Source organism: Butyrivibrio hungatei NK4A153, from assembly GCF_000424465.1.
Classification (GTDB): Bacteria; Bacillota; Clostridia; order Lachnospirales; family Lachnospiraceae; genus Butyrivibrio; species Butyrivibrio hungatei_A.
In genome coordinates, this window is record NZ_AUJY01000001.1 from 504,489 (window position 1) to 527,514 (window position 23,026).

General features: G+C 40.4%; 20 protein-coding genes and 1 pseudogene. 15 read left to right on the forward strand and 6 right to left on the reverse strand.

Annotated elements, in window-relative coordinates; genetic code table 11:
- Positions 1 to 50 precede the first annotated feature (50 nt).
- The 4 genes from pnuC to G628_RS0102320 are packed head-to-tail and all read left to right on the forward strand — an operon-like array spanning position 51 to position 3,362.
- Positions 51 to 749, forward strand: a complete 699-nt coding sequence (pnuC, locus tag G628_RS0102305; protein WP_034468332.1) for a nicotinamide riboside transporter PnuC — start codon at positions 51 to 53, stop codon at positions 747 to 749.
- Positions 739 to 1,746: an AAA family ATPase gene (locus G628_RS0102310; protein ID WP_034468334.1), complete on the forward strand. Its 1,008-nt coding sequence runs from the start codon at positions 739 to 741 to the stop codon at positions 1,744 to 1,746. The genes pnuC and G628_RS0102310 overlap by 11 nt, the downstream gene beginning before the upstream one ends.
- 28 nt (positions 1,747 to 1,774) lie before the next feature.
- Positions 1,775 to 2,248: a flavin reductase gene (locus tag G628_RS0102315; RefSeq protein WP_026654916.1), complete on the forward strand. Its 474-nt coding sequence runs from the start codon at positions 1,775 to 1,777 to the stop codon at positions 2,246 to 2,248.
- 25 nt (positions 2,249 to 2,273) lie between these two features.
- Positions 2,274 to 3,362, forward strand: a complete 1,089-nt coding sequence (locus G628_RS0102320; RefSeq protein ID WP_034500514.1) for a DUF6688 domain-containing protein — start codon at positions 2,274 to 2,276, stop codon at positions 3,360 to 3,362.
- 338 nt (positions 3,363 to 3,700) lie between these two features.
- On the opposite strand, the gene G628_RS0102325 is transcribed toward G628_RS0102320, so the two are convergent.
- Positions 3,701 to 4,732 (reverse strand): helix-turn-helix domain-containing protein, encoded by a 1,032-nt coding sequence (locus tag G628_RS0102325; RefSeq protein ID WP_027208350.1) that lies wholly within the window; start codon positions 4,730 to 4,732, stop codon positions 3,701 to 3,703.
- A gap of 156 nt (positions 4,733 to 4,888) precedes the next feature.
- On the opposite strand from G628_RS0102325, the gene G628_RS0102330 reads away from it, so the two are divergent.
- The 5 genes and pseudogenes from G628_RS0102330 to G628_RS0102350 all read left to right on the forward strand — a co-directional run bounded on the left by G628_RS0102330 (position 4,889) and on the right by G628_RS0102350 (position 8,698).
- The gene (locus tag G628_RS0102330; protein WP_026654912.1) at positions 4,889 to 5,629 is read left to right on the forward strand and encodes a carbohydrate-binding module family 20 domain-containing protein; all 741 of its coding nucleotides are present in this window, start codon (positions 4,889 to 4,891) and stop codon (positions 5,627 to 5,629) included.
- 73 nt (positions 5,630 to 5,702) lie between these two features.
- Positions 5,703 to 5,819: pseudogene (locus tag G628_RS16165) on the forward strand (arsenate reductase family protein); the annotation flags it as partial.
- A 76-nt stretch (positions 5,820 to 5,895) separates the two neighbouring features.
- The gene (locus G628_RS0102340; RefSeq protein ID WP_081670523.1) at positions 5,896 to 6,843 is read left to right on the forward strand and encodes a phosphatase PAP2 family protein; all 948 of its coding nucleotides are present in this window, start codon (positions 5,896 to 5,898) and stop codon (positions 6,841 to 6,843) included.
- Positions 6,844 to 7,118: 275 nt separating this feature from the next.
- On the forward strand, positions 7,119 to 8,024 hold the full coding sequence (locus G628_RS0102345) for a CPBP family intramembrane glutamic endopeptidase (RefSeq protein ID WP_196803689.1): 906 nt from the start codon (positions 7,119 to 7,121) through the stop codon (positions 8,022 to 8,024).
- A gap of 107 nt (positions 8,025 to 8,131) precedes the next feature.
- Positions 8,132 to 8,698 (forward strand): class I SAM-dependent methyltransferase, encoded by a 567-nt coding sequence (locus tag G628_RS0102350; RefSeq protein ID WP_027208353.1) that lies wholly within the window; start codon positions 8,132 to 8,134, stop codon positions 8,696 to 8,698.
- Between the two features lie 53 nt (positions 8,699 to 8,751).
- Here the strand turns inward: G628_RS0102350 and G628_RS0102355 are convergent, their stop codons facing one another.
- The 4 genes from G628_RS0102355 to iorA are packed head-to-tail and all read right to left on the reverse strand — an operon-like array spanning position 8,752 to position 12,922.
- Positions 8,752 to 9,189 carry an acetolactate synthase gene (locus G628_RS0102355; RefSeq protein WP_027208354.1) on the reverse strand — a complete coding sequence of 146 codons (438 nt, stop codon included), beginning with the start codon at positions 9,187 to 9,189 and terminating at the stop codon, positions 8,752 to 8,754.
- Positions 9,190 to 9,229: 40 nt separating this feature from the next.
- Complete coding sequence (locus tag G628_RS0102360; RefSeq protein WP_026654908.1) at positions 9,230 to 10,531, reverse strand: phenylacetate--CoA ligase family protein; 1,302 nt, start codon at positions 10,529 to 10,531, stop codon at positions 9,230 to 9,232.
- A gap of 55 nt (positions 10,532 to 10,586) precedes the next feature.
- The gene (locus G628_RS0102365) at positions 10,587 to 11,162 is read right to left on the reverse strand and encodes an indolepyruvate oxidoreductase subunit beta (RefSeq protein ID WP_027208355.1); all 576 of its coding nucleotides are present in this window, start codon (positions 11,160 to 11,162) and stop codon (positions 10,587 to 10,589) included.
- A gap of 2 nt (positions 11,163 to 11,164) precedes the next feature.
- Positions 11,165 to 12,922: an indolepyruvate ferredoxin oxidoreductase subunit alpha gene (iorA, locus tag G628_RS0102370; RefSeq protein ID WP_027208356.1), complete on the reverse strand. Its 1,758-nt coding sequence runs from the start codon at positions 12,920 to 12,922 to the stop codon at positions 11,165 to 11,167.
- A 271-nt stretch (positions 12,923 to 13,193) separates the two neighbouring features.
- Here iorA and G628_RS0102375 point away from each other — a divergent pair, with 271 nt between their 5' ends.
- The 6 genes from G628_RS0102375 (at position 13,194) to G628_RS16170 (ending at position 22,563) form a co-directional block, all read left to right on the forward strand.
- Complete coding sequence (locus tag G628_RS0102375; RefSeq protein ID WP_027208357.1) at positions 13,194 to 14,828, forward strand: class I adenylate-forming enzyme family protein; 1,635 nt, start codon at positions 13,194 to 13,196, stop codon at positions 14,826 to 14,828.
- Positions 14,829 to 14,890: 62 nt separating this feature from the next.
- Positions 14,891 to 17,503: a heavy metal translocating P-type ATPase gene (locus G628_RS0102380; RefSeq protein ID WP_027208358.1), complete on the forward strand. Its 2,613-nt coding sequence runs from the start codon at positions 14,891 to 14,893 to the stop codon at positions 17,501 to 17,503.
- 236 nt (positions 17,504 to 17,739) lie between these two features.
- Complete coding sequence (locus G628_RS0102385; RefSeq protein ID WP_027208359.1) at positions 17,740 to 18,177, forward strand: dUTP diphosphatase; 438 nt, start codon at positions 17,740 to 17,742, stop codon at positions 18,175 to 18,177.
- Between the two features lie 167 nt (positions 18,178 to 18,344).
- On the forward strand, positions 18,345 to 19,823 hold the full coding sequence (gene gltX / locus G628_RS0102390) for a glutamate--tRNA ligase (protein WP_027208360.1): 1,479 nt from the start codon (positions 18,345 to 18,347) through the stop codon (positions 19,821 to 19,823).
- A gap of 16 nt (positions 19,824 to 19,839) precedes the next feature.
- The gene (locus G628_RS0102395; protein ID WP_196803690.1) at positions 19,840 to 21,708 is read left to right on the forward strand and encodes an ATP-dependent helicase; all 1,869 of its coding nucleotides are present in this window, start codon (positions 19,840 to 19,842) and stop codon (positions 21,706 to 21,708) included.
- A 21-nt stretch (positions 21,709 to 21,729) separates the two neighbouring features.
- A complete protein-coding gene (locus G628_RS16170) occupies positions 21,730 to 22,563 on the forward strand; it encodes a PD-(D/E)XK nuclease family transposase (RefSeq protein WP_081670524.1) in 834 nt (277 codons plus the stop codon).
- Positions 22,564 to 22,653: 90 nt separating this feature from the next.
- Here the strand turns inward: G628_RS16170 and G628_RS0102410 are convergent, their stop codons facing one another.
- Positions 22,654 to 23,013, reverse strand: a complete 360-nt coding sequence (locus tag G628_RS0102410) for a DUF1292 domain-containing protein (protein ID WP_051198964.1) — start codon at positions 23,011 to 23,013, stop codon at positions 22,654 to 22,656.
- Between the last annotated feature and the right edge of the window lie 13 nt (positions 23,014 to 23,026).

Below are 23,026 nucleotides of genomic sequence, written 5' to 3' on the forward strand. Positions count from 1 at the left end.
ATACTCTAGTGAAAAGACACTTTTTTTGAGGGATTAAGGAGAAATAAAAAATGGATGCCATAAAAAAATTTGTAAAAAGCGAACTTAGCGGATGGAAGCCGTTTGATGTTATTTGGCTTGTTTTTGCGACTGCGGTAATCCTGGGATTGTCAATTTACTGGAAGGATTCTCCGGTCAGCCTCTGGGCCGCTGTCACAGGCGTTTGCTGTGTTATTCTGACAGGAAAAGGAAAAAGGTCTTCTTTTATCTTTGGACTTGTAAATACGATTTTGTACGCGATAGTCGCTTTGTGGGCAAAATACTATGGGGAAGTAATGCTGAATCTTATTTATTACCTCCCGATGAATTTTGTGGGCTTTATTGCATGGAAAAAGTATATGAATGATGAGACGGGCGAAGTTATTAAGGAGCGCCTGAGCTTATCAAAGAGTATTGTTGTCTATGCGATAACTGCGGTATCAATCGTGATATATGGTTCTATATTGAAAAGAATGGGTGGAAATTTGCCGTATGTTGACAGCATGAGCACGGTTGTTTCGGTTGTTGCACAGGTTCTTTCCATTAAACGATTAACGGAACAGTGGGTTCTGTGGATCGTCGTTGATATTGTTACCGTGTTTATGTGGGCAGTGGATTTTATGAAGGGAGGAGAATCTATTTCTACTCTTGCCATGTGGAGCATATATCTTATAAACGCTTTTATCATGTTTATTCGCTGGTATAAGGAGGCAAAAAAGAATGCAGTATAACGTTGGTATGTACGGTGGCAGCTTTAATCCGCTTCATTTGGGGCATGTGGATTGCATTATACAGGCTGCAAACATGTGTCGTGAATTATATATAGTTCTGAGCGTAGGAAATAACAGAGGCGAAATAAATTACAGAGTCCGCTACAGATGGCTTTATCAGCTCACAAAACATATCGGAAATGTAAAGATAATAACTTTGTTTGATGATGCTGCCACAAAAGCTGATTATACAGAAGAGTACTGGGACAGCGATGCAAAGAAGGTTAAGGAGCAGATCGGAAAGCCGATAGATATCGTTTTTTGCGGAGACGATTATGATGAAAACAGCTTCTGGAACAAGTGCTATCCGGAAAGCGAGATCTATTTTTTCCCGCGGAATGATATAAGTTCTACAGAGATTAGGAAGAATCCGTATAAGCGATGGGATTGGATCCCGAATGTTGCAAAGCCTTATTTTGTAAAAAAAGTTCTCCTCATGGGCGGGGAGAGCACCGGAAAATCAACGCTTACCATTAACCTGGCAAACAGATTCAATACAAACTATATTGACGAAGCCGGAAGAGAAATCTCAGAGCGAAGCGGAACCGACATGTTAATGCTCTCGGAGGATTTCACGGAGATCTTATTGCAGCATAAGTTGAATGAGATCAACGCCATAAATAACAGCAATAAAGTTTTGTTTATAGATACGGACACACTGGTAACACAGTTTTATATGAGTTTTCTGAACGATCCGGAAATAGACAGGAACAAAGCACTTTCAGATGCGATAGATGCTGTCAATGAATATGATCTTATCCTGTTCCTGGAGCCGGATGTTGCTTTCGTTCAAGACGGTGATCGAAGCGAAGTCATCCGCGATGACAGGGAGACCTACAGCAATAAGATAAAAGACCTGATCACATCTCACGGCAAGAATTTTATAGTTATAAACGGAACATATCAGGAGCGTTATGTTAAAGCAGTGGAAGCAGTGGAAAGATTGCTTTTGGATTAATGTGAAAGCATACAAAAGGAGAGAGTTTATGGAATTTACAACAGATATTTTCAGTCAGTTTGATAAGAAGTGGGCACTTCTTACAGCGGGGGAAAAGGACAATTTTAACACAATGACGATTAGTTGGGGCGGTCTTGGAACATTATGGAATAAGCCGGTTGCTACAGTTTATGTAAGGACACCCCGTTACACTCATGATTTCATGGATAATAACGAATATTTCACGATCAGCTTCTACCCTGAGAAGTATAAGGATACACTTGTAGTACTTGGAACAAAATCAGGAAAAGAAATCGATAAGATGCATTCATCGGGGCTGACTGCCAAAGAAGTTAATGGCTCAATGACTTTTGAGGAGGCAGAGGTAACTCTGGTCTGCAAAAAGCTCTTTTGCCAGAGACTTGATCCAAAGAACATGCATCAGGACATTTCAAAGCGCTTCTATGACGGGGATGCGGAGCATGATATGTACATTGGGGAAGTTGTGGATGTTTTGAGATAACCGCGTACAGTGGTTGAGGTTTATTATGATTTTACTTTTATCCATACCAATATTTCTTACAATATGGGAAATAGCTTTATTTATACGTGAGCTAAAAAAGAATCCATTCGATGAAAGTTGGGCTATTGATGCACTGGTGTTCATTTTCGGAGCTATATATGCTCGCCTATATGGGGTGTATAAATGGATTACATGGGAAGACTGGAATGTACAGCTTGTAAATGCAGAAAGACATGCGCCAATCTATACAGATTCGCTTTTCACGGTTGTAGTTATCTTTATAATCGCTTTTGCAGGATACGTTCTGCTTCAGCGTAAAGAGCTGACAAAAATGCCACCGTTAGTAGTTGTGCATTCGATTTCTGCTATGTATCTGGGAATGATCCAGTTAATTGTTTATACGATACAGATAGTCGGAGCTAAAATAGATAACGATCCTCTGGATTATTCTGTTATTGTTTTGCCTGTATGTTGCGGCATCATCACTGCAAGAACCATACTGAGAAAAATCCATGAGTGGAAAGAACAGAATACAACAAATGACAAGATACTGGAAAACAAAATATTACGTGTCGCTGACAAAATATTGAGAAAGGCAGATCTATGGCCTGTACTGGCATTTTTATTAATGTTCCCCCTTCTTGGAATACTTATTATGATTCTCATTTTGTTTGGACAAGCGCCGGATTCTATCATAAAAGCCTGGACAGAAACAAGTGAATGGGCATTATCAACAAAGCAGAGCCCGCCCAACCTGCATGTTGACGAGCATTATCTATGTACAGTTGCCGCAGGAGGACATAGAAAAATAGTTAAGCCAATCCGAAAAGGAATACGGCATGGACACGAAGTTATCGTAAATAGACAGCTCTGCATTGCCAACGCCTTCGAGGAAGTCCTGCAAGAAAAAACGCCCCGTGCGCATAGGCTGATACGTGGTTTCTATGACAAATACGGCTTCCCTGTCGCCAAACTTATCAGACATAAGTGGTCAGCGGATATTGTCTACTTTTTAATGAAACCACTGGAATGGATATTCCTTATCGTCCTGTATTCAACCGATGTCCACCCTGAGAACAGAATTGCCGTTCAATATACGGGTTACAAAAAATAAATTATAATTCTCAGACATCATTCCTATTTGGGAGTGGTGTCTGATTTTTTACGTACATTAAATCTGGGAAATTGATTTGTACCCGTAGAAATAAGTGAATGTAGGAACGGCTTTACGGGCATGGAATCCAGAAATCGATTTGTACCCGTAGAAATAAACGAATATGATAAAGATTTTACGGGTATAAAGTTTGCAATTGAATCTGAGCCACGTAGGGGAGGCCACAGAGGCTATCTGGATTACTAAGCTGTCTTTCTTGGAATTAAAGATACAACTAAGTAAATACATGCTAGTGTTAAAAAAGCAGAACAGAGATGCGCTTCTCTGTTCTGCCAAAATTATGCCAAAGACTTCCAATAGTCATTATCATGCATGTAATCAAAACATTCGTCTTCAACAAATCTTTTTATAAGTTTCGCTTTGAAATTTTCATAGAATTCGTCGCTTACATTTCCTGTTTCAACATGTGAAAAGAAATCCGACTTTGCATAATCAAGGATAGTATCGGTGTTATCAATGAGTTTTTTCATTATCTTCGCGGTTGCATCAACATCTTTTTCATGAGTGGCAAGCTGCAATTTGAATGCATTTTCCTGATAAGGACCGAGGTCAAAGCATTTCGCAAGGTTACAGTTAAGCTCTGAAGTACGCTTCGCAAGTTTCATATCATTTTTTTCCAGACAGAATACGTGCAGAGCATCCACGATCATCCGTAGCCTGCTCAGTTGCTCGAACATCAACGACTCATAAGTCCTATAAGCTTCGGTATCCTTACCTGTTTTGGCGAGAATATTTGCGGTGAAAAGCTTCTTATCGGGATTCTCGTCAGAGAAGTATTTAAGATATTCATGTGCTTTCTCATATTCTTTTTTGCTCATTTTAAGGTGGAAAAGAGATTCTGCCGCAGTCTTTCTTATTTTCGGATCTTTGGCGTTGATTAACTGCGAATACCACAGAGCTATTGTGTCACAATACTTATCCTCATTGAGAATGCTCTTCATTATAAGAGCTGAATTGAGCGTTATCGCTACTTTCCACTTGAGATTTTCACAGTTCGGATATTGCTCGACTTTTTCTTTTGCAAGATTGAACATGTCTTCAAAAGGCGCGTTGCCGTAAATCTTCATACTCAGATCTTTTACAAAAAAACTAATCTCGTCATCCGTCAGTTCATCTTTATACGCAAGGAGTTCATCTGTGGTTATTCTAAGAAGCCTTGCAATCGGGGCAAGCAGGCTTATGTCGGGAAGAGTATTCCCGTTTTCCCATTTGTTGACTGCGGGTGTAGTAACACCGAGACGCGTTGCCATTTCTTCCTGCGTAAATCCAAGTTCTTTTCGATATTTTCTAATAGTATTTCCTATATCCATCTTCGTGCCCTCCAATAATCTATTGTAACCGGTTCTGAGATTATGATATCGGAACGCCGCAGAAAATACTATTGAACAGGTGTTAATTATCGGGAAATTTTTTTAACCGCAGGGAAATAACGGCTATTCAATAACCACCGGTAGCGTGGTATAGCTTTGTCTCATCAGCGCCGGATTGTCTATTTTTCTGATTATCATGTCAGCAGCCTGCAGGCCCATGTCGTAGACGTTGATATCTACGATCGTGGGTTTTGGATTGATTATACAGGTGCCGACGGAGCACGCGTTGATGCCGCAAAGTGCATGTCTCCGAAGACAATACATGAACTTGAGGAGTATATAGGAGTACCTACATTCGGTGAGAATTTTGACATGGATGTTGATTTTGTCAGCAAGTGGGTTGGCGATAACGGAGTGAGCGGAATGCTTGACTTCCCGCTGTTTCAGGCAATCGTAAATGATTTTGCACATGGCCGTAACTTTGATAACACTGATGAGATCTCATTAAAGACTATATTCAATCAGGACGGTATGTATGGTGACCATGTCAATCAGATGGTTACATTTATCGATAACCATGACAGGAACAGATTCCTCACAGAGGCGGGCGGCGATATTTACAAAATGAAGAATGCGACAACATACTGGGGACAGAGTGTATATCTTTCAGGAGACTGCGAAGCACTTGGAAATTGGGATCCTGCTCTTGCAGCCGGACCGGCATCATGCCCCGATTATCCGAAGTGGACATTTTCTGTAAAGCTTCCTATCGGTAAAAATATCGAATTTAAGGCCATAATGAAGGATGAAAGCGGAAATGTGACTTGGGAATCCGGCAACAATCACAGCTACACGGTTCCTTCAGAAGGTGGAAATTATACAATTCACTGGAATTGATGATCTGAGATTTTATTGCTATTATATTCCTGTCTCGTGTATAGAAATATATGCGAGGCAGGAAAGGAAAAAAATGAACATACAGATTTTTGGTACGAAGAAATGCAATGATACTAAGAAGGCGGAACGCTTCTTCAAAGAGCGCGGCATCAAGTATCAGTTTATCGATATGAAAGAAAAGGGTATAAATGACATTGGGACGGTTCTAATGTCATGCCTTTGACTTTTGACTAAATACATAAATTACAACATGGAGGAGACATAATATGAGTTGGGAAGTGCAATTGATGGAGTGGCTACAGGCCAATATTCCGGGACCGCTTATTTTGCTTATTTCGCAGTTTTCTGCTTTTGGAGAGGAGTTTGCGCTTGTTGCGGTCATGGGCTTTGTTTATTGGTGCCATGATAAAGAATTTGGACGAAAAATAGGATTACTTGTATGTTCTTCACTAATTTTATTTCCTATGATAAAAAACATTGTTTTCAGGATTCGTCCCTATATGGAGCATAGCAGCATAAAATGCCTGCGTCCCGTAGAGCCTGATGCGGATCTTATGGATGTGGATGCGCAAGGGTATTCATTTCCAAGCGGACATTCGACCAATGCGGCAACAGTCTATCCCGGAATTGTTATTTTTGGAAAAAATAAGAACAGGCTCAAATTGGTGTTATCAATTATATTGATGCTGCTTGTAGGTTTTTCGAGAGTTGTAGTCGGATGTCATTATCCTACAGACGTGCTCTGCGGATGGACACTTGGTTTAGCTATGGTTTTTGTTATTTCTTTTTTGTATAAAAAGATAAAGAATCAAAATGTCATATTTGCGATGGTTGCAGTAATCGGGACTATAGGAGTTTTTTATTGCAAGACAAGCGATTTTTTTAGTGCATATGGTATACTTTTTGGTCTATGGCTTTCAATACCTTTTGAGAAGAAATTCGTAAATTTTGAATCTACAAGAAATCCTGTTTCAAGCATTTTAAGACTTGTTGGCGGTGCGGTAGTATTTTTTGCACTTGATGAGATTTTTAAAATTCCTTTTGGCAAGGAGTTCCTAAATTCGGGAACTATGGTTGCTCATCTTGTAAGAAGCGGAAGATATATGATCGCTATTTTTGTTTCGCTTGCTGTATATCCAATGTTATTTAAGTTTAGAATTTTCTCGCTTGAGGTGCCTGAACGTGGCGAAGAAGTTGGCGACGGAATTTACTGATTTGTATTTGATTTAAAGTTATATGGGGAAATTGTAACAATAAGGAAAGGGTAATAAAGAAGCTTGTTATGTAGTACAAAAATAAAATAAAAAGGAGACTTGAAATGGAAAGTACTAACAAGAAACGATTTATAACCTTTATTGCCGTTGCGTACGGTGCTGTAGCTCTAATGTGTATCTTTATGTATATCGGCTTAAAAGCCGGAAAAGATCTTTCAGTCTTTCCGCTTGCACATATGCTTTTTCCTGCATGCGGAGTTATAATTGGAACTTTATTGTTTGGAGATAAGGAAAAAAAGGTTCCGAAAGCAGGATTTTTTGTGATGATTATTACCATGGTAGTTTTGTTGGTTATGAGTTTAGCTTCTATATTTACAACGCAGAAAAAGATTCAGACCGTGACAGGAGAGGGTACAAACTGGTCATCATACGCTCAGACTGTGATTGTTATAGCAAGTGTTGTATGTTACGTCCTTTTCTGGGTATGTGGCAAGGAAAAGAGAAAAAATGTCGGACTTAGTAGGAATGCGGTTGGTAAAAGCATACTTTTAGTTGCTGTTTTCATTGTTTTATATTTTGTAAGACTTTTTATTTGGACTGCTTTGAAGCAGGTCTTTGTAAATGATGGAACAAATGCTGTAGGTGAAATGGCAAAAGTGTTATTTTCGCCTCAGAGTGCATATATAGCTTTTTCAATTCTTATTACTTTTCCTTTGTCATTTACATTGTTTTTGGGAGAAGAATATGGATGGAGATATTATTTACAGCCAATTCTGCAAAAAAAGTTTGGGTTACGACGCGGTGTTTTGATTTTGGGGGTTGTATGGGGAATTTGGCATATTGGATTGGATTTTATGTATTATGCGGTTAATTCCGGACCAATGTATTTTGTAAATCAGATTATTAACTGTATTGCCTTGGCTATATTTTTTGGATATGCATACATGAAAACCAAAAACATATGGGTAGTAACATGGATGCATTATATCAATAATAATTTTGCCTTGTTATTTGCTAATGGGGATACAGATTTGTTTCAGAATCAGACAGTTTTGGCTTCGGATTTACCATTCATTATATTGGGAGCAAGCGTACTCATTGTCTTTATTTTTGCGCCAATCTATAAGGAAAAAAAAGATAAGCCTGAATCTGAGCAGGGAAATGAACAGAATGTAGCATAAAAATATGACTCTACGGAACGGTTGATGTACAATTAGTTCCGTAGAGTTTTTTCCTTTTTTGAGGGATGTATGCTTATCGATTATAAGTTGAAGGAGTAAATGTTTAGATGATATATATGGGAAATGCCGGCTGGTGGGATAACAGATTTGATGCACGTGGTGCAAAACTAATGATGCATGATGTCAAGTTGGAAGAAGATATGAATTACTTTCCTGTAAAAGGGAATGTTCTGGATGTTGCTTGTGGAGACGGGAGGAATTCAATATTTTTAAGTAAGCAGGGATATGTCGTTGATGCGATTGATTTTAGTAAAGTTGCTTTGGATAGACTTAAGCATTTTGCAAAGACAGAAGGACAAAGCATTAGAACAACACAGGTAGACCTTTCTGATAAAGCTGCATTTGCTAAGTTTGATGAATATGATCTGATCATCATAAATCATTTTAGACTTGATAAGAGCTTGTTTCCTGAGCTGAAAAATCATCTTAAAGAAAATGGTGTTCTCTGGGTTAACGGCTTTCGCGAAATCCCCGGAAATAATCCGAATATTTCGGTCAGAGATTTACTTACTGATGATGATTTTACAGAGCTTGAAAAATGCACTTTGGAAAGTAAAGATACTTATGACAATGGTGAGCATAAACTTGTCAGATATATTTGGATAAAGAGATAAAATAAAAGCTGTGAACTAATGAAAGTCATCGGTTCACAGCTTTATTTTTTACATCAAATCTGTGCAAGATCTTCCTGAGTTAGCATCTTGAGAGATTTGTTTGCGGCAAGTCTTGCTTCGGCGTTCTTTGTATCTGAAACTCTGAAGATCATGTAAGCGTGATCTTTGTTTGAACCGCCGGAGAAAGCGTACATGTACTCGATATTGACTTTTGCTTCATCGAAAACGGTGAGCAGGTTATCGAGTCCGCCCATTTCATCCGGAATCTCGATGGCAAGAACCGGAGTGAGGCTTGCTACAAAATTATTTTCTTTAAGAGTGTTAACAGCTGCGAGAGCATCGTCAACTACAAGTCTTGCAATACCGAAGTCTTTGGTTTCGGCAAGAGAAGTAGCGCGCATGTCAATCTTGTTCGCTGCAAGTACACTTGTCATTTTCTTCAAGGTACCGGGTTTATTCTCAAGAAATACTGAAATCTGCATTACGCTCATAGCTGTATCCCCCTTTTCATCTTATATTTTCATTATACGATTAGATTTTTCTCTTGTCGATTACACGAACAGCTTTTCCTTCGCTTCTTGCAATAGACTTGGGAGCAAGGAGAGAAACCTTAGCCTTGATTCCAAGCATGGACTTAAGGCCTTCAACAAGTTTTTTCTGACGTTCTTCAACTTCACCGACGTTATCCGTGAACATTTCGGGAGTCATTTCAACCTGAACGTCGAGAGTATCTGTGTTGTTTACTCTGTCTACGACAATCTGGTAGTTTGCTGCATAGCCGTTGTTCATAAGAACAGTTTCAATCTGGCTCGGGAATACATTTACGCCGCGGATGATAAGCATGTCATCTGAACGTCCCATAGGCTTAGCCATGCGGACATGAGTTCTTCCGCAAGAGCATTTTTCTCTTGTGAGTTTGCAGATATCTCTTGTACGATAACGGATCATCGGGAAAGCTTCTTTATCTACGGCCGTGAATACCAGCTCACCCTGTGAACCTTCGGGAAGAACTTCTTCTGTGTCGGGATCGATGATCTCGGCTATGAAGTGATCCTCGTTGATGTGCATTCCGTTCTGTGCAGAACATTCAAATGCAACACCGGGACCTGAGAGCTCTGTAAGTCCGTAGATGTCATATGCTTTGATTCCGAGAGTCTTCTCGATATCTGCACGCATTTCTTCACTCCAGGCTTCTGCTCCGAAGATACCGGCTTTAAGCGGAATATCATCGGGGCCGTAGCCCATCTCTTTGAAACGCTCACCGAGGTAAGCAGCATAGCTGGGAGTACAGCAGAGGATAGTGGCACCAAGATCGTTGATGAACATGATCTGTCTGTCTGTATTTCCTGAGCTGATGGGAACAGTAAGAGATCCTACTTTGTGTGAACCGCCGTGAATTCCGGCTCCACCTGTGAAGAGACCGTAGCCGTATGCAACATGAACGACGTCCTCATTTGTTCCGCCGGCAGCCATGATGGCACGTGCACAGCAATCTTCCCAGAGGTCGATGTCATGCTGCGTGTAGTAGGCAACAACTCTTTTTCCGGTTGTTCCGGATGTGGAGTGGATACGAACACATTCCTTTAACGGTTTTCCGAGAAGTCCGTAAGGATAAGCGTCTCTTAAATCTTTTTTGGATAAAAAAGGAAGTTTATGGAGGTCGTCAACCGACTTGATATCATCAGGTGTAACACCTTTTTCTTCCATTTTTTTACGGTAGTAAGGAACATTGTCCCATACGTGTTTTACTTGCTTAACTAGTTTTTCTGATTGAATCTTGCGAATTTCCTCATAGGGCGCACACTCAATGTCCTTTTGATAATATCGCTCCATGTATAATTCCTCCGTGTGTTTGTAGATAGGTGATAAAAAGCTTATGATAGCAATATCACTTCATGTTTTTTCCAAGCTCAAATGCCTTCTTGTTCATTTCAAGGAACTTAGGAGGCACATTTGCTTCAAGTGACTTCATCCATGCTTCTTCGGGAAGATCAAAGTAGTGTGAGAGTCTTCCGAGAAGAACGATGTTAACGGCTTTTGCAGATCCTGCCTTCTCAGCGAGTGAGAGGCAATCAAGAGCATCAACTTTAGCACCTGTTTCTTTTAACTTGGAAACAAGATCTTCGGGATACTCGGCAGCACCTGTAATTACAGGCATGGGATCGATCTGCTGTGTATTCGTAACAATCTGTCCGTCTTTTTTTAGGAAAGGAAGCCATCTTGCAGCTTCGAGAATCTCGAAAGAAACAATGTAATCAGCTTCGCCCTTATCGATAACGGGAGAGTAAACCTTATCACCGTATCTTACGTAAGTAACAACGCTACCGCCTCTCTGAGACATTCCGTGTACTTCGGACACTTTTACATCATAGCCCTGTGAAAGGAGGAGGTGTCCCAATAATTTGCTGGCAAGAAGTGATCCCTGTCCGCCTACTCCGACAATCATAATATTCTTAGTTTCCATTATCATGCCTCACTTTCTGCTGTGCTTTCAAATGCACCAACAGGGCACATCTGTGAACATACATTGCAGCCTACACATAATGTGTTATCAATAGTTGCCTTGCCGTTCTTCATTGAGATGGCAGGACATCCGATCTTCATACATGATTTACAGCCTACGCACTTATCGGTGTTAACCTTAAGAGGTGCGTTATGCTTTACATATTTAAGAAGTGCGCAAGGTCTTCTTGAGATGATTACAGAAGGAGCTTCTACGTTAAGCTCTTCCTTGAGGACTTCGTCGCACTGCTTTAAGTTATAAGGGTCTACGACTCTTACGCGCTCAAAGCCCATAGCTTTGCAAAGTGCTTCGAGGTCGATCTTTCCTGCCGGGTCTCCCTTGATGTTGTAACCTGTTGTGGGATTCTGCTGGTGACCTGTCATTCCTGTGATTGAGTTATCAACGATGACGATAGTTGAGTTTGACTGGTTGTAAGCAACGTTTGCAAGTCCTGTCATACCTGAGTGCATGAATGTTGAATCACCGATTACGGCAACAGTCTTTTTCTCGCTCTCAGCGCCGCGAACTTTATTAAATCCGTGAACGGCACCGATTGAAGCACCCATGCAAAGTGTCATCTCGATTGCACCAAGGGGCGGAACGGCACCGAGTGTATAGCATCCGATATCACCAAGAACCGTGCAGTTATTCTTTTTAAGAGTGTAAAAGAGTCCTCTGTGAGGGCAACCTGCACACATAACGGGTGGTCTTGCGGGAATCTGCTCATCGATGGCAAAGCCTTCATTTACATCTTTTCCGAAAGCTTTTGCGAGAAGATTCTGAGAAAATTCATCAATAATGGGAAGAAGCTCTTTTCCTGTAACTTCTATTCCAAGAGCCTTAACGTGATTTTCGATGATGGGGTCAAGTTCTTCGACAACAAAGAGTTTATCAACCTTTGCCGCAAAGCTCTTTATAAGATCGCATGGAAGAGGATTGGTCATTCCAAGCTTGAGAACGCTTACGGAGTCACCGAATACTTCTTTTACATACTGATAAGAAGTTGAGCATGTGATGATACCGATCTCTGTGCCGCCCATTTCAACTCTGTTGATGGGATTTTCTTCGGCAAATTTGATAAGATCCTGAGTACGCTGCTCAACGATGGGGTGACGCTTTTTGGCATTGCCCGGCATCATAACGTACTTAGCGATATTTTTTTCATACGGCTTATCGGGAACAACACGCTCGCCTGTCTCAACAATTGACTGAGAGTGAGCTACTCTTGTGCACATCTTAAGAAGCACGGGTGTGTCGAATTTCTCAGAAATCTCGTAAGCAAGCTTTGTGTATTCAAGAGCTTCCTTAGAATCCGAAGGCTCGAGCATGGGAACCTTAGCAGCGATAGCGTGATGACGTGAATCTTGCTCGTTCTGGGAAGAATGCATTCCTGCATCATCGGCAACAACTATAACAAGACCGGCGTTAACTCCGGTATAAGACATTGTATAAAGAGGGTCAGCAGCTACATTAAGTCCAACGTGTTTCTGAGCACAAAACGATCTGCGACCGGCGAGTGATGCACCAAAAGCAGATTCCATAGCAACCTTCTCGTTTGGAGCCCATTCGCAATATATTTCATCATATTTGGCAGCTTCTTCGGTTACTTCCGTACTGGGAGTTCCGGGATAGCTGGAAATAAAGCAGACTCCGGCCTCATAAAGACCACGAGCAACAGCTTTGTTGCCCAGCATGAGCTGCCCATTGTTTTTTTGATCCATGGTAAAAAACCTCCTACAGAATTTTAGATGGCTCATAATTACTGTTCAATCAGAAATGCGCATATACTGCGCATTTCGTGAGAATATGATTCAAGAGTAAGCACATTCCTCGCGAAGCGAATTTTAATGAATGTGCGAATGCATTACTGGAGCGAGCAGTATGCGAGCGAACAGTAATCAATTTAGCGCGATAAAGTTAATATATCATATTTGACCTTTAAATAGAATACGTTTATACTTTACTTTAGCACTTTAAAGCGGAGGATTTCTTATGCCAATTACGGATTTATTGGAACGAAACAGCAAATTGTATGGGGATGAAGTTGCTCTTGTTGAGATCAATCCGGAGATTAAAGAAGAGCAGAGGGTTACGTGGAGAGAATATGAGCTTATTCAGCCGACTTCCACAGCATATTACAGAAGACAAATCACATGGTCGGTTTTTGATGAGAAAGCAAACAGAGTTGCAAACATGCTCATCGAAAGGGGTATAAAAAAAGGCCAGAAGTGTGCGATTCTTCTTATGAACTGCCTTGAATGGTTACCTATTTATTTCGGAATTTTAAAAGCGGGAGCTATAGCGGTTCCTCTTAACTTCAGATTTGATGCTGAAGAAATTGATTATTGTCTTAACGCATCCGATTCGGATGTTTTATTCTACGGACCTGAGTTTATCGGACGTATTGAGGATATCGCAGAGAAGATAAAGAAGGAGACACTTCTTTTCTTTGTGGGAGACCAGTGTCCTTCTTATGCGGAAGACTACTACAGACAGGTTTCCAACAGTTCTTCGGTTGCACCGAGAGTTCTTATTGAGGATAAGGATGATGCGGCAATCTATTTTTCATCGGGAACAACCGGATTTCCCAAAGCTATTTTACATATTCACACGGCACTTATGCAGTCTGCCAAGATGGAGGCAATTCATCACGAAACTACACATGAGGACAATTTCCTTTGCATTCCTCCTTTGTATCACACGGGAGCCAAGATGCACTGGTTTGGATCTCTTTATACAGGTAGCAGAGCGGTTCTTTTGAAAGGAAATTCACCTGAATCGATATTCAGAGCCGTTTCGGAAGAAAGATGTACGATAGTATGGCTTCTTGTTCCGTGGGCGCAGGATATTCTGGCAGCGCTTGATTCGGGAAAACTCAAGATAGAAGACTATCATTTAAAACAGTGGAGACTTATGCATATCGGTGCTCAGCCGATTCCGCCGAGTCTCATAAAGAGATGGCTTAAATATTTCCCGCATCACAAGTATGACACAAACTACGGCCTTTCGGAGTCAACGGGCCCCGGCTGCGTGCATCTGGGACTTGAGAATGTTGAGAAAGTCGGCGCCATCGGAATTCCCGGATACGGCTGGAAGACAAAGATTGTCGATGAAAACGGCAAGGCCGTTGATCAGGGCGAAATTGGGGAACTCTGCGTAAAAGGCCCGGGAGTAATGGTCGAGTATTACAAGAACCCCGAGGCGACGGCCGAAATATTAAAAGACGGCTGGTTATTTACCGGAGATATGGCTCGTCAGGACGAAGATGGATTCATATTTCTTGTAGATAGAAAAAAAGATGTTATAATTTCAGGTGGAGAAAATCTTTATCCGGTTCAGATAGAGAGTTTCTTAATGAAAAATGACAAGATACATGATGCTGCAGTTATAGGACTTCAGGATGACAGACTCGGCGAGATCGCAGCTGCCATTATCCAGGTAAAAGAGGGAATGACTTTAACTGAGGATGATGTCGATCGTTTTTGTATGGATCTTCCGAGATACAAGAGGCCGAGAAAGATTATTTTTGCCGACGTATTAAGGAATCCTACGGGAAAAATTGACAAACCGAAGCTCCGTGAAATATACTGCGGAGAACATCTTGTTGAACGTCAGAATAAATCTTGATGCTCACAAGCTGTCAGGGGAAAAATCCGACAGAAATTGCGGAGTATGAAAAAGGGAATGTTATGGAAAAGTATGTAATTACCGGAATGAGTTGTGCTGCATGCCAGGTGCGTGTGGAGAAAGCAGTTAATTCTCTCAAAGGAGTGACGGAGTGTACTGTTAATCTTCTTACCAATTCAATGACGGTTGAGGGAAATGTTCTTACCTCAGACATTATCAAGGCTGTTGAGGATGCCGGATACGGCGCAACGCTACTTGATGAAGAGAGTCAAAAAAACGAGGAGGAAGAGGCACTTAAAGACAAAGAAACTCCTATTCTTAAACGAAGACTGCTTTATTCGGTCGGATTTCTGCTCGTTCTTATATATTTCTCCATGGGACATAAGATTTTTGGGTTCCCGCTTCCGCCGTTTTTGGACGGAAATGTTATTGCAATCGGAATAATTCAGATGATCTTATGCATTGTCATAATGATCATAAACAGAAATTTCTTTATAAGCGGATTCAGAGGGCTGATGCATAAGTCGCCCAATATGGACACTCTTGTGGCCCTCGGAAGTTCGGCTTCTTTTGTGTACAGTGCGTTTGCGCTGGCTATTATGATGATCTCAAAAGCTAACGGAGCTCCCGAAAAAACAAATCTGTTCTATGATGAGCTTTATTTTGAGTCGGCTGCCATGATACTTACTTTTATAACAGTCGGTAAGATGCTCGAAGCAAGAAGCAAGGGTAAAACGACAACAGCCATTAAGAGTCTTATGAAGCTTGTATCAAAGACGGCGACTGTGATAGATGAAAACGGAGCTGAAAAAGAAGTTCCGATCGAGCAGGTCAAAGTTGAAGATATATTTGTTGTTAAGGCAGGGGAGAGGATCCCTGTCGACGGTGTTATTGTCGAAGGTAGCAGCGCGATTGATGAATCATCTCTTACGGGAGAAAGTATTCCGGTTGATAAGAATGTCGGAGAAGATGTATTTGCTGCAACAATAAATTCATCCGGTTATCTTAAATGTAAGGCTACAAGAGTAGGAAAAGATACAACTCTTTCACAGATCATCACAATGGTAAGTGATGCGGCCGCAACGAAAGCTCCTATTGCAAAGCTTGCGGACAAAGTATCCGGCGTTTTTGTTCCTGTAGTTATGTGTATAGCCCTGGTTACAATAATGTCATGGCTTATAGTGGGAGCAAGTTTTGGTTATGCGCTTGCCAGAGGAGTTGCGGTACTTGTAATAAGCTGCCCGTGTGCACTTGGTCTTGCGACTCCGGTTGCGGTAATGGTCGGAAACGGTGTCGGAGCAAAGAACGGCATTCTTTTTAAAACTGCCGCAACACTTGAAAATGCAGGTAAATGTAATATCGTGATCCTTGATAAAACAGGAACCATCACAAAGGGTGAACCTGTTGTTACCGATGTATTTCTGGCTGAAGCGATCACTGAGAGCGGTTACTCAGCAGAAGAAAATCTTAACGCTGAGCTTGAGTTTGTCAGACTTGCAGGAATACTTGAGGCAAAAAGCAATCACCCTCTTGCAAGGGCGGTGGCAACTCATGCTGTAAATCTCTGCGCGGATATGGATGTTCCCGTGGATGATTTCAGCGAGATCTCGGGTAACGGACTTGAGGGAACTATTGAAGGTGCCGTAATCAGATGCGGTAATCTTGATTTTATTTCCAAATATGCGAACATTCCCGAGGAAGTTTCAAAGAGAGCATACGGATTGTCCATCAGAGGAAAGACACCGCTGTTTTTTGCAAAAGATAATATTTTTGTTGGAATCATTGCAGTTGCGGATACAATCAAAGATGATTCGGCTCAGGCAATCGAAGAGCTCAAGAATATGGGCATACGAGTTGTCATGATGACGGGTGACAATGAAAATACTGCGCGAGCAATCGCTGCAAAAGCAGGTATCAACGAGGTTTACGCAGGCGTCCTTCCGGGTGGCAAAAAAGATATTGCCGATGAACTCATGAAACAGGGAAAAGTTGTTATGGTCGGCGACGGAATTAACGACGCTCCGGCACTTACGGCTGCAGATGTCGGAATTGCCATCGGCGCGGGAACTGATGTTGCTGTAGATGCGGCAGATATCGTTCTTATGAGAAACAGTCTTCTTGATGTTTCCGGTGCGATAAGATTGTCAAAAGGAACTCTTGCAAATATACGCAGGAATCTTTTCTGGGCATTTATTTACAACGTGATAGGTATACCGATCGCAGCTGGCTGCTTTATCGAACTTTTCGGTCTTAAATTAAGTCCTATGTTCGGAGCTGCCGCAATGAGTTTATCAAGCTTCTTTGTTGTTACGAATGCTCTCGGGCTTAATCTCTTTGATATTCGTGATGCGTCAAAGGATAAGAAGATGTACAACAAGATTAAAAAACATAAAACTGATGATGAGGATGATGATTCTGATAATGAGATAATTGTTTCGTCACTTTCAAAAACGGAGGAAATCAATATGACAAAGACACTTAGTATTGAAGGTATGATGTGCGGTCACTGCGAGAATACTGTTAAGGCGGCTCTTGAAGCTGTTGAAGGTGTTACCGAAGCGGTTGTAAGTCACGAGAAAAATACAGCGGTCGTAACACTTAATCTTGAGGTTTCGGATGATATACTCAAGAAGGCAGTTGAAGAGAAAGATTATAAGGTTATTGAGATAAAATAATGGATATTTGAATGGGTAAAATATGTAGTGTTTGTGCGGGTGCAACGTGATGTTGCACCCTCTTTTTGCTTGCAAAATGCCATAATAGATGTCGTAATAAATGGCGAAATAGAAGATTGGATTGCAAGAGAAAATTGTTAGCTTTTCCAAAACTTGATGATTCAAGATTGGATAATCATGATAAATCAATTATAATAAAATTCGTTGAACAAATTATTGGAGAGGATGATAGATAAGTGGGAAAAAATATTAAGATAAAATACTTTAATGATAAGCTTGAAAAGCTTACATATATCGATGGAAAGTCAGATTGGATCGATCTTAGGAGCGCCGAAGATGTGGACCTTAAGGAAGGCGAGTTCCATCTTGTGCCACTCGGGGTTGCGATGGAGATTCCTGAAGGCTATGAAGCGCATATCGTTCCGAGAAGTTCTACTTTCAAGAACTTTGGTGTTGTGCAGACCAATCACATGGGTGTTATCGATCATTCATACTGCGGGGATAACGATCAGTGGTTTATGCCTGTAATTGCAATGAGAGATACACATATTGGATTCAATGACAGAATCTGTCAGTTTAGAATAATGGAGAACCAGCCTGCGATCGTATTTGATGAGTGTGAGCATCTTGAAGGTGCAGACAGAGGCGGATTTGGATCAACAGGTAAAAAATAATATAAACAATCTGTTTTTTTTCATTAAGGCTTTATTTTCGCCATCTATTGAAAAAAAGATATTGTATGCTACAATAATAAATCGTTTGGATGCGCAAATACACTTTTTTAAATGTATTTGACCAGAGAATACAATAAAATAATTCATAAAGAATATCGAGGTTAAATATGGCAAAGATTCGTACAAGATATGCACCGAGCCCGACAGGCCGTATGCACGTCGGAAACTTAAGAACAGCTCTTTATGCTTATCTTATCACAAAGCATGAGGGCGGCGATTATATTCTAAGAATTGAAGATACAGACCAGGAGCGTTTTGTTGAAGGCGCTACGGAGATTATCTATAGAACTCTCAAGGAAACGGGACTTATCCATGATGAAGGTCCGGATGTGGGCGGAGAAGTAGGCCCTTACGTTCAGAGTGAGAGACAGAAAGCCGGAATCTACATGACTTATGCAAAAGAGCTTGTAGAAAAAGGCGAAGCATATTATTGCTTCTGCGATCAGGAGAGACTTGCTTCACTTGTTCAGGTTGTTGAAGGTAAAGAGATCAGTGTTTATGACAAGCATTGTCTTTCTCTTTCAAAGGAAGAAGTTGAGAAGAATCTTGCTGAGGGAAAGCCTTTTGTTATAAGACAGAACAATCCGACAGAAGGAACAACAACTTTCCATGACGAGCTCTACGGAGATGTAACAGTTGAGAATAAAGAGCTTGATGATATGATCCTTATTAAGTCTGACGGATATCCGACTTACAATTTTGCTAACGTTGTTGACGATCATCTCATGGGAATCACTCATGTTGTAAGAGGTAATGAGTATATTTCATCATCACCCAAGTACAACAGACTTTATGATGCATTTGGATGGGAGATTCCCAAGTACATACATTGTCCTCTTATCACTGATGAGGAACACAAAAAGCTCTCTAAGAGAAGCGGACATTCTTCATTTGAAGATCTTATCGAGCAGGGATTCCTGCCTGAGGCTGTTGTTAACTTTGTTGCACTCCTTGGATGGTCTCCCGATGATAACAACGAGATCATGAGCCTTCAGGAGCTTATCGAGAAGTTTGATTACAAGCGCATCAATAAGTCGCCCGCCGTATTTGACTATACCAAGCTGAAATGGATGAATGGCGAGTATCTTAAGAAGATGGACGAGGACAAGTTCTTTGAGACAGCCAAGTCCTATATCGTCGATGCTCTTAAGGAAGAGGGCGACAGCGTGATTTCTTCCGATGATGACAAGCTTAAGAAGATTTCGAATATGGTAAAGACTCGTATTGAGATCTGGCCTGACATTGCCGATATGGTCAAGTTCTTTGCAAAGCTTCCCGAGTATGATACGGCTATCTATACTCACAAGAAGATGAAGACCAACGAAGAGACATCACTTAAGGTGTTAAAAGAGGTGCTTCCCATTCTTGAAGCACACGATGATTATACAAATGATGCTCTTTACGCACTTCTTTCCGATTACATCAAGGCTAATGAGTACAAGAACGGTTTTGTTCTCTGGCCTGTAAGAATCGCTGTTTCGGGAAAAGAGATGACTCCTTGCGGAGCTACCGAGCTTATGGAGGTCATAGGCAAAGAAGAGACAATCAGCAGAATTAAAAAAGGAATTGAATTACTTGAGAAATAATAACGTTTACCCATCTTTGGTTGACGTTAAAGTAAATGCCGCTCAAGAGGAAGCAATAACTCATAAAGACGGCCCTGCAATGGTACTTGCGGGGCCGGGAAGCGGCAAAACTTTTGTGATAGTTCAAAGGCTTAAGTTTTTAATCGAAGAATACGATGTTCCTCCTTCTTCGATTCTTGTTATAACGTTTACCAAAGCTGCTGCCATTGAGATGCAGCAAAGATTTTTAAAAATCACGGATAGTTCATATCCTGAGGTTTCGTTCGGAACCTTCCATTCACTTTTTTACAACATATTAAGAGAAAACAGTAAAGCGGCCGGCTTCTACAACAAAATTGAGATAGCAGACGAGCTTTTTAAATACAAGCTGGTAAAAGATATTCTCATTAATGCGCTCAAAAACAGCAGGGAGAATATGAATAAGCTTTCAATCCTTGATGAAAATGAGATTGTAAAAGATATTACGTCTGAGATTTCAAGGATAAAAAACGCGGGACTCTCGCCTGATTTCGTCTCGGATTCTGTTCCGTATAAAGATTATTTCAAGGTGATATTTGAAAAATATAATAACAGTCTAAAATCCTTTGGGAAAATCGATTTCGACGATATGTCTCTTATATGTGCGCAGATTTTTGAGAGCAGAAAAGAAATTGCACAACTTTATAAAGAAAGATATAAGTACATCCTTATTGATGAATATCAGGATATCAATGAGATGCAGCAAAAAAATATCGAGTCGATTCTGAACGGGGATCAAAATCTTTTTGTTGTAGGGGATGACGATCAGGCAATATACGGATTTCGAGGCGCAAAACCCGGAATAATGATGGAGTTTGAAAAGCGCATGAAAAGAGAGGTTCATATAGTAAATCTTTCCGTAAATTACAGGTGTGGCAAGTCTATTTTGGATAATGCGAGTTTGGTCATAGCTGAAAATAAGATGCGATTTAAGAAGAAAATCGTATCCGGAACAGGAACAAACGGATATGTTATAGCAAGAAGATACAGGACAAAAGAAGAACAATATGAAGCGATGAGCGTGTTTCTTAGCGGACAGAGTAAATTAAATGACATCGGTATCTTATGCAGGACCAATTCGGAGTGTAAGACGATTGCGTCATTTTTAAAACAAAAAGGCATAAAGAGCAACATCGAAAACACGGATGATATGGCACTCTATGACGATGAGGGAGTTATTCTGTGTGTCTGTTATCTTTCTTTTGCGTGCATCGAAAGCTCGAGGGCGCTCTTTTATAAGATTATGAACAAGCCTCTTCGCTATATATCAAGAGAAAGCGCTATGAAGGAAATAGTCAGGAAAGTAGATGTCTTAGCTTTTTATCAAGGAAACAGGGACAGAAGTAAGGTTGTAAATAAGCTGTTTCATGAGATTTCGATGATATCAAAGATGCGACCGGCGTTGTCTGTCAGGTTTATCAGGAAAGAGATCGGGTTAGATAAGCTTTATCCAAACAGTAAAAAGAAATTGGATTTGTTTGAAGATATGGCCAAAAAATATGCAGATACAAAAGCTTTTATAAAGTCTTTTGACGAAGAAAAAGAAAATTATGCTGTTCAAAATAAAAGAAATTCAAAGCATAGTAAAACAGAAGATACGGTAAATATAATTACGCTACATAGCTCAAAAGGTCTTGAGTATAAATGTGTTTGGATTCCTGATCTTAACGAAGGAATAATCCCATCGCGAAGCGCCGTATCCGAATCAGGAAAAGAGGAAGAACGACGCATGCTCTATGTGGGAATGACCAGAGCTAAAGAGGCTTTGATAATGTCTTATGTATGTGGCACAAAAGAAAATGCCATGCTTCCTTCGAGGTTCCTTCGACCAATTAGAAAACTCTGGGAAAAGGAACCTAAAAAGTGATATTATTTAAGGAGAATATAAATGATAAAAAATGAAAAAATAGATGACGGAAATCATTTAAATAAGCGGCAAAACAGTTATGAAGTAAGTAGGATTATCGATAATCTTACACTTTTTGATGATGACATGATGTCATTGGTGTTTGATAAGAATATACCTGCAACAGAGCTTGTACTAAGGATTATATTAAAACGTGATATTATAGTAAAAAGCGTTGAAGGACAAGAAGAATATAAGAATCCACTTGTCGGTGGAAGAGACATTACTCTTGATATTCATGCAATTGATATTGATGGGGAAGAGATTGACATTGAAGTACAAGGAAATTCTGAAGGAGCACATGTCAGACGGGCCCGATTTCACAGTGCTATGATGGATTCTAGGATGCTTAGGGAAAAAGATGCATTTAATAAAATTAAAGATTCTTATGTGATATTTATTTATAAGCATGATAAATTCAGAAAAGGATTGCCTGTATACAGAGCCGATAGAACTGTTTTGGAAACAGGAGAACCATTAAATGATGGCTCGCATATTATATATGTCAACGGAAAGTACAGAGGAAATGATGATATCGGGAAATTGATGCAAGATTTTAATTCGAGCAACTCTAATGAGATGCATTATAAAGAATTGGCTGATAGCGTTCATCATTTCAAGGAAACAAGGAAAGGTCGTATTATTATGTGTGAAGCAGTGAAGAAATATGCAGAAGAGTGTAAAATCGAAGATAAGGCAATGACAACTCTTAATCTTATGAAGAATATGAAATGGACATTAGAGGAAACATTGGACAATATGGGAGTTTCGGATAAAAAAGAACGTGATGTTATAGCCAAGTTGCTTCAAGAATAAGGATATTTGGGGTATAAAAACAGCAGATTATGTAAAAATCTGCTGTCTTTAAAAGGGTTAACATTCATATCAATTCTGATACCGATTCTCTTACAGATCTTCAGCATCTTCCTCAGGAATCTCAACAATTTCATCAAATTCAACATCGTCGAGATAGAGGTTGAAAGCCTCGGCAACGGCATCGTACTCGGCGTCGTCTTCGATATAGCCAAGTTCAGGCTCTTCATCCTCACCTTTGTAGATGAATTCGTAGAACCATACGTTTCCGTCGTTGTTCTGACCGTTTTTATCAAGCGGAAGAAGAACAATGTAATCTTTTGAATTAACTGTAAGAACTATGATGATCGCACAGGTAACAACTTTGTTGTCATCAAGTTCGATGTCAACGGTCATCTGCTCGTCATTTTCAATTCTGGTATTCATTTCTGTTGCTACTTTGGAAAATTCCATAAAAATCCTCCTG

Coding starts and splice junctions, on each gene's coding strand:
- G628_RS0102365 (WP_027208355.1), bottom strand. CDS start 11,162: ATGGAAACTAAGAATATTATGATTGTCGGAGTAGGCGGACAGGGATCA.
- gltX (WP_027208360.1), top strand. CDS start 18,345: ATGGCAAAGATTCGTACAAGATATGCACCGAGCCCGACAGGCCGTATG.
- G628_RS0102380 (WP_027208358.1), top strand. CDS start 14,891: ATGGAAAAGTATGTAATTACCGGAATGAGTTGTGCTGCATGCCAGGTG.
- G628_RS0102375 (WP_027208357.1), top strand. CDS start 13,194: ATGCCAATTACGGATTTATTGGAACGAAACAGCAAATTGTATGGGGAT.
- G628_RS0102410 (WP_051198964.1), bottom strand. CDS start 23,013: ATGGAATTTTCCAAAGTAGCAACAGAAATGAATACCAGAATTGAAAAT.
- G628_RS0102310 (WP_034468334.1), top strand. CDS start 739: ATGCAGTATAACGTTGGTATGTACGGTGGCAGCTTTAATCCGCTTCAT.
- iorA (WP_027208356.1), bottom strand. CDS start 12,922: ATGGATCAAAAAAACAATGGGCAGCTCATGCTGGGCAACAAAGCTGTT.
- G628_RS16170 (WP_081670524.1), top strand. CDS start 21,730: ATGATAAAAAATGAAAAAATAGATGACGGAAATCATTTAAATAAGCGG.
- G628_RS0102315 (WP_026654916.1), top strand. CDS start 1,775: ATGGAATTTACAACAGATATTTTCAGTCAGTTTGATAAGAAGTGGGCA.
- G628_RS0102350 (WP_027208353.1), top strand. CDS start 8,132: ATGATATATATGGGAAATGCCGGCTGGTGGGATAACAGATTTGATGCA.
- G628_RS0102360 (WP_026654908.1), bottom strand. CDS start 10,531: ATGGAGCGATATTATCAAAAGGACATTGAGTGTGCGCCCTATGAGGAA.
- pnuC (WP_034468332.1), top strand. CDS start 51: ATGGATGCCATAAAAAAATTTGTAAAAAGCGAACTTAGCGGATGGAAG.
- G628_RS0102340 (WP_081670523.1), top strand. CDS start 5,896: ATGAGTTGGGAAGTGCAATTGATGGAGTGGCTACAGGCCAATATTCCG.
- G628_RS0102355 (WP_027208354.1), bottom strand. CDS start 9,189: ATGAGCGTAATGCAGATTTCAGTATTTCTTGAGAATAAACCCGGTACC.
- G628_RS0102320 (WP_034500514.1), top strand. CDS start 2,274: ATGATTTTACTTTTATCCATACCAATATTTCTTACAATATGGGAAATA.
- G628_RS0102325 (WP_027208350.1), bottom strand. CDS start 4,732: ATGGATATAGGAAATACTATTAGAAAATATCGAAAAGAACTTGGATTT.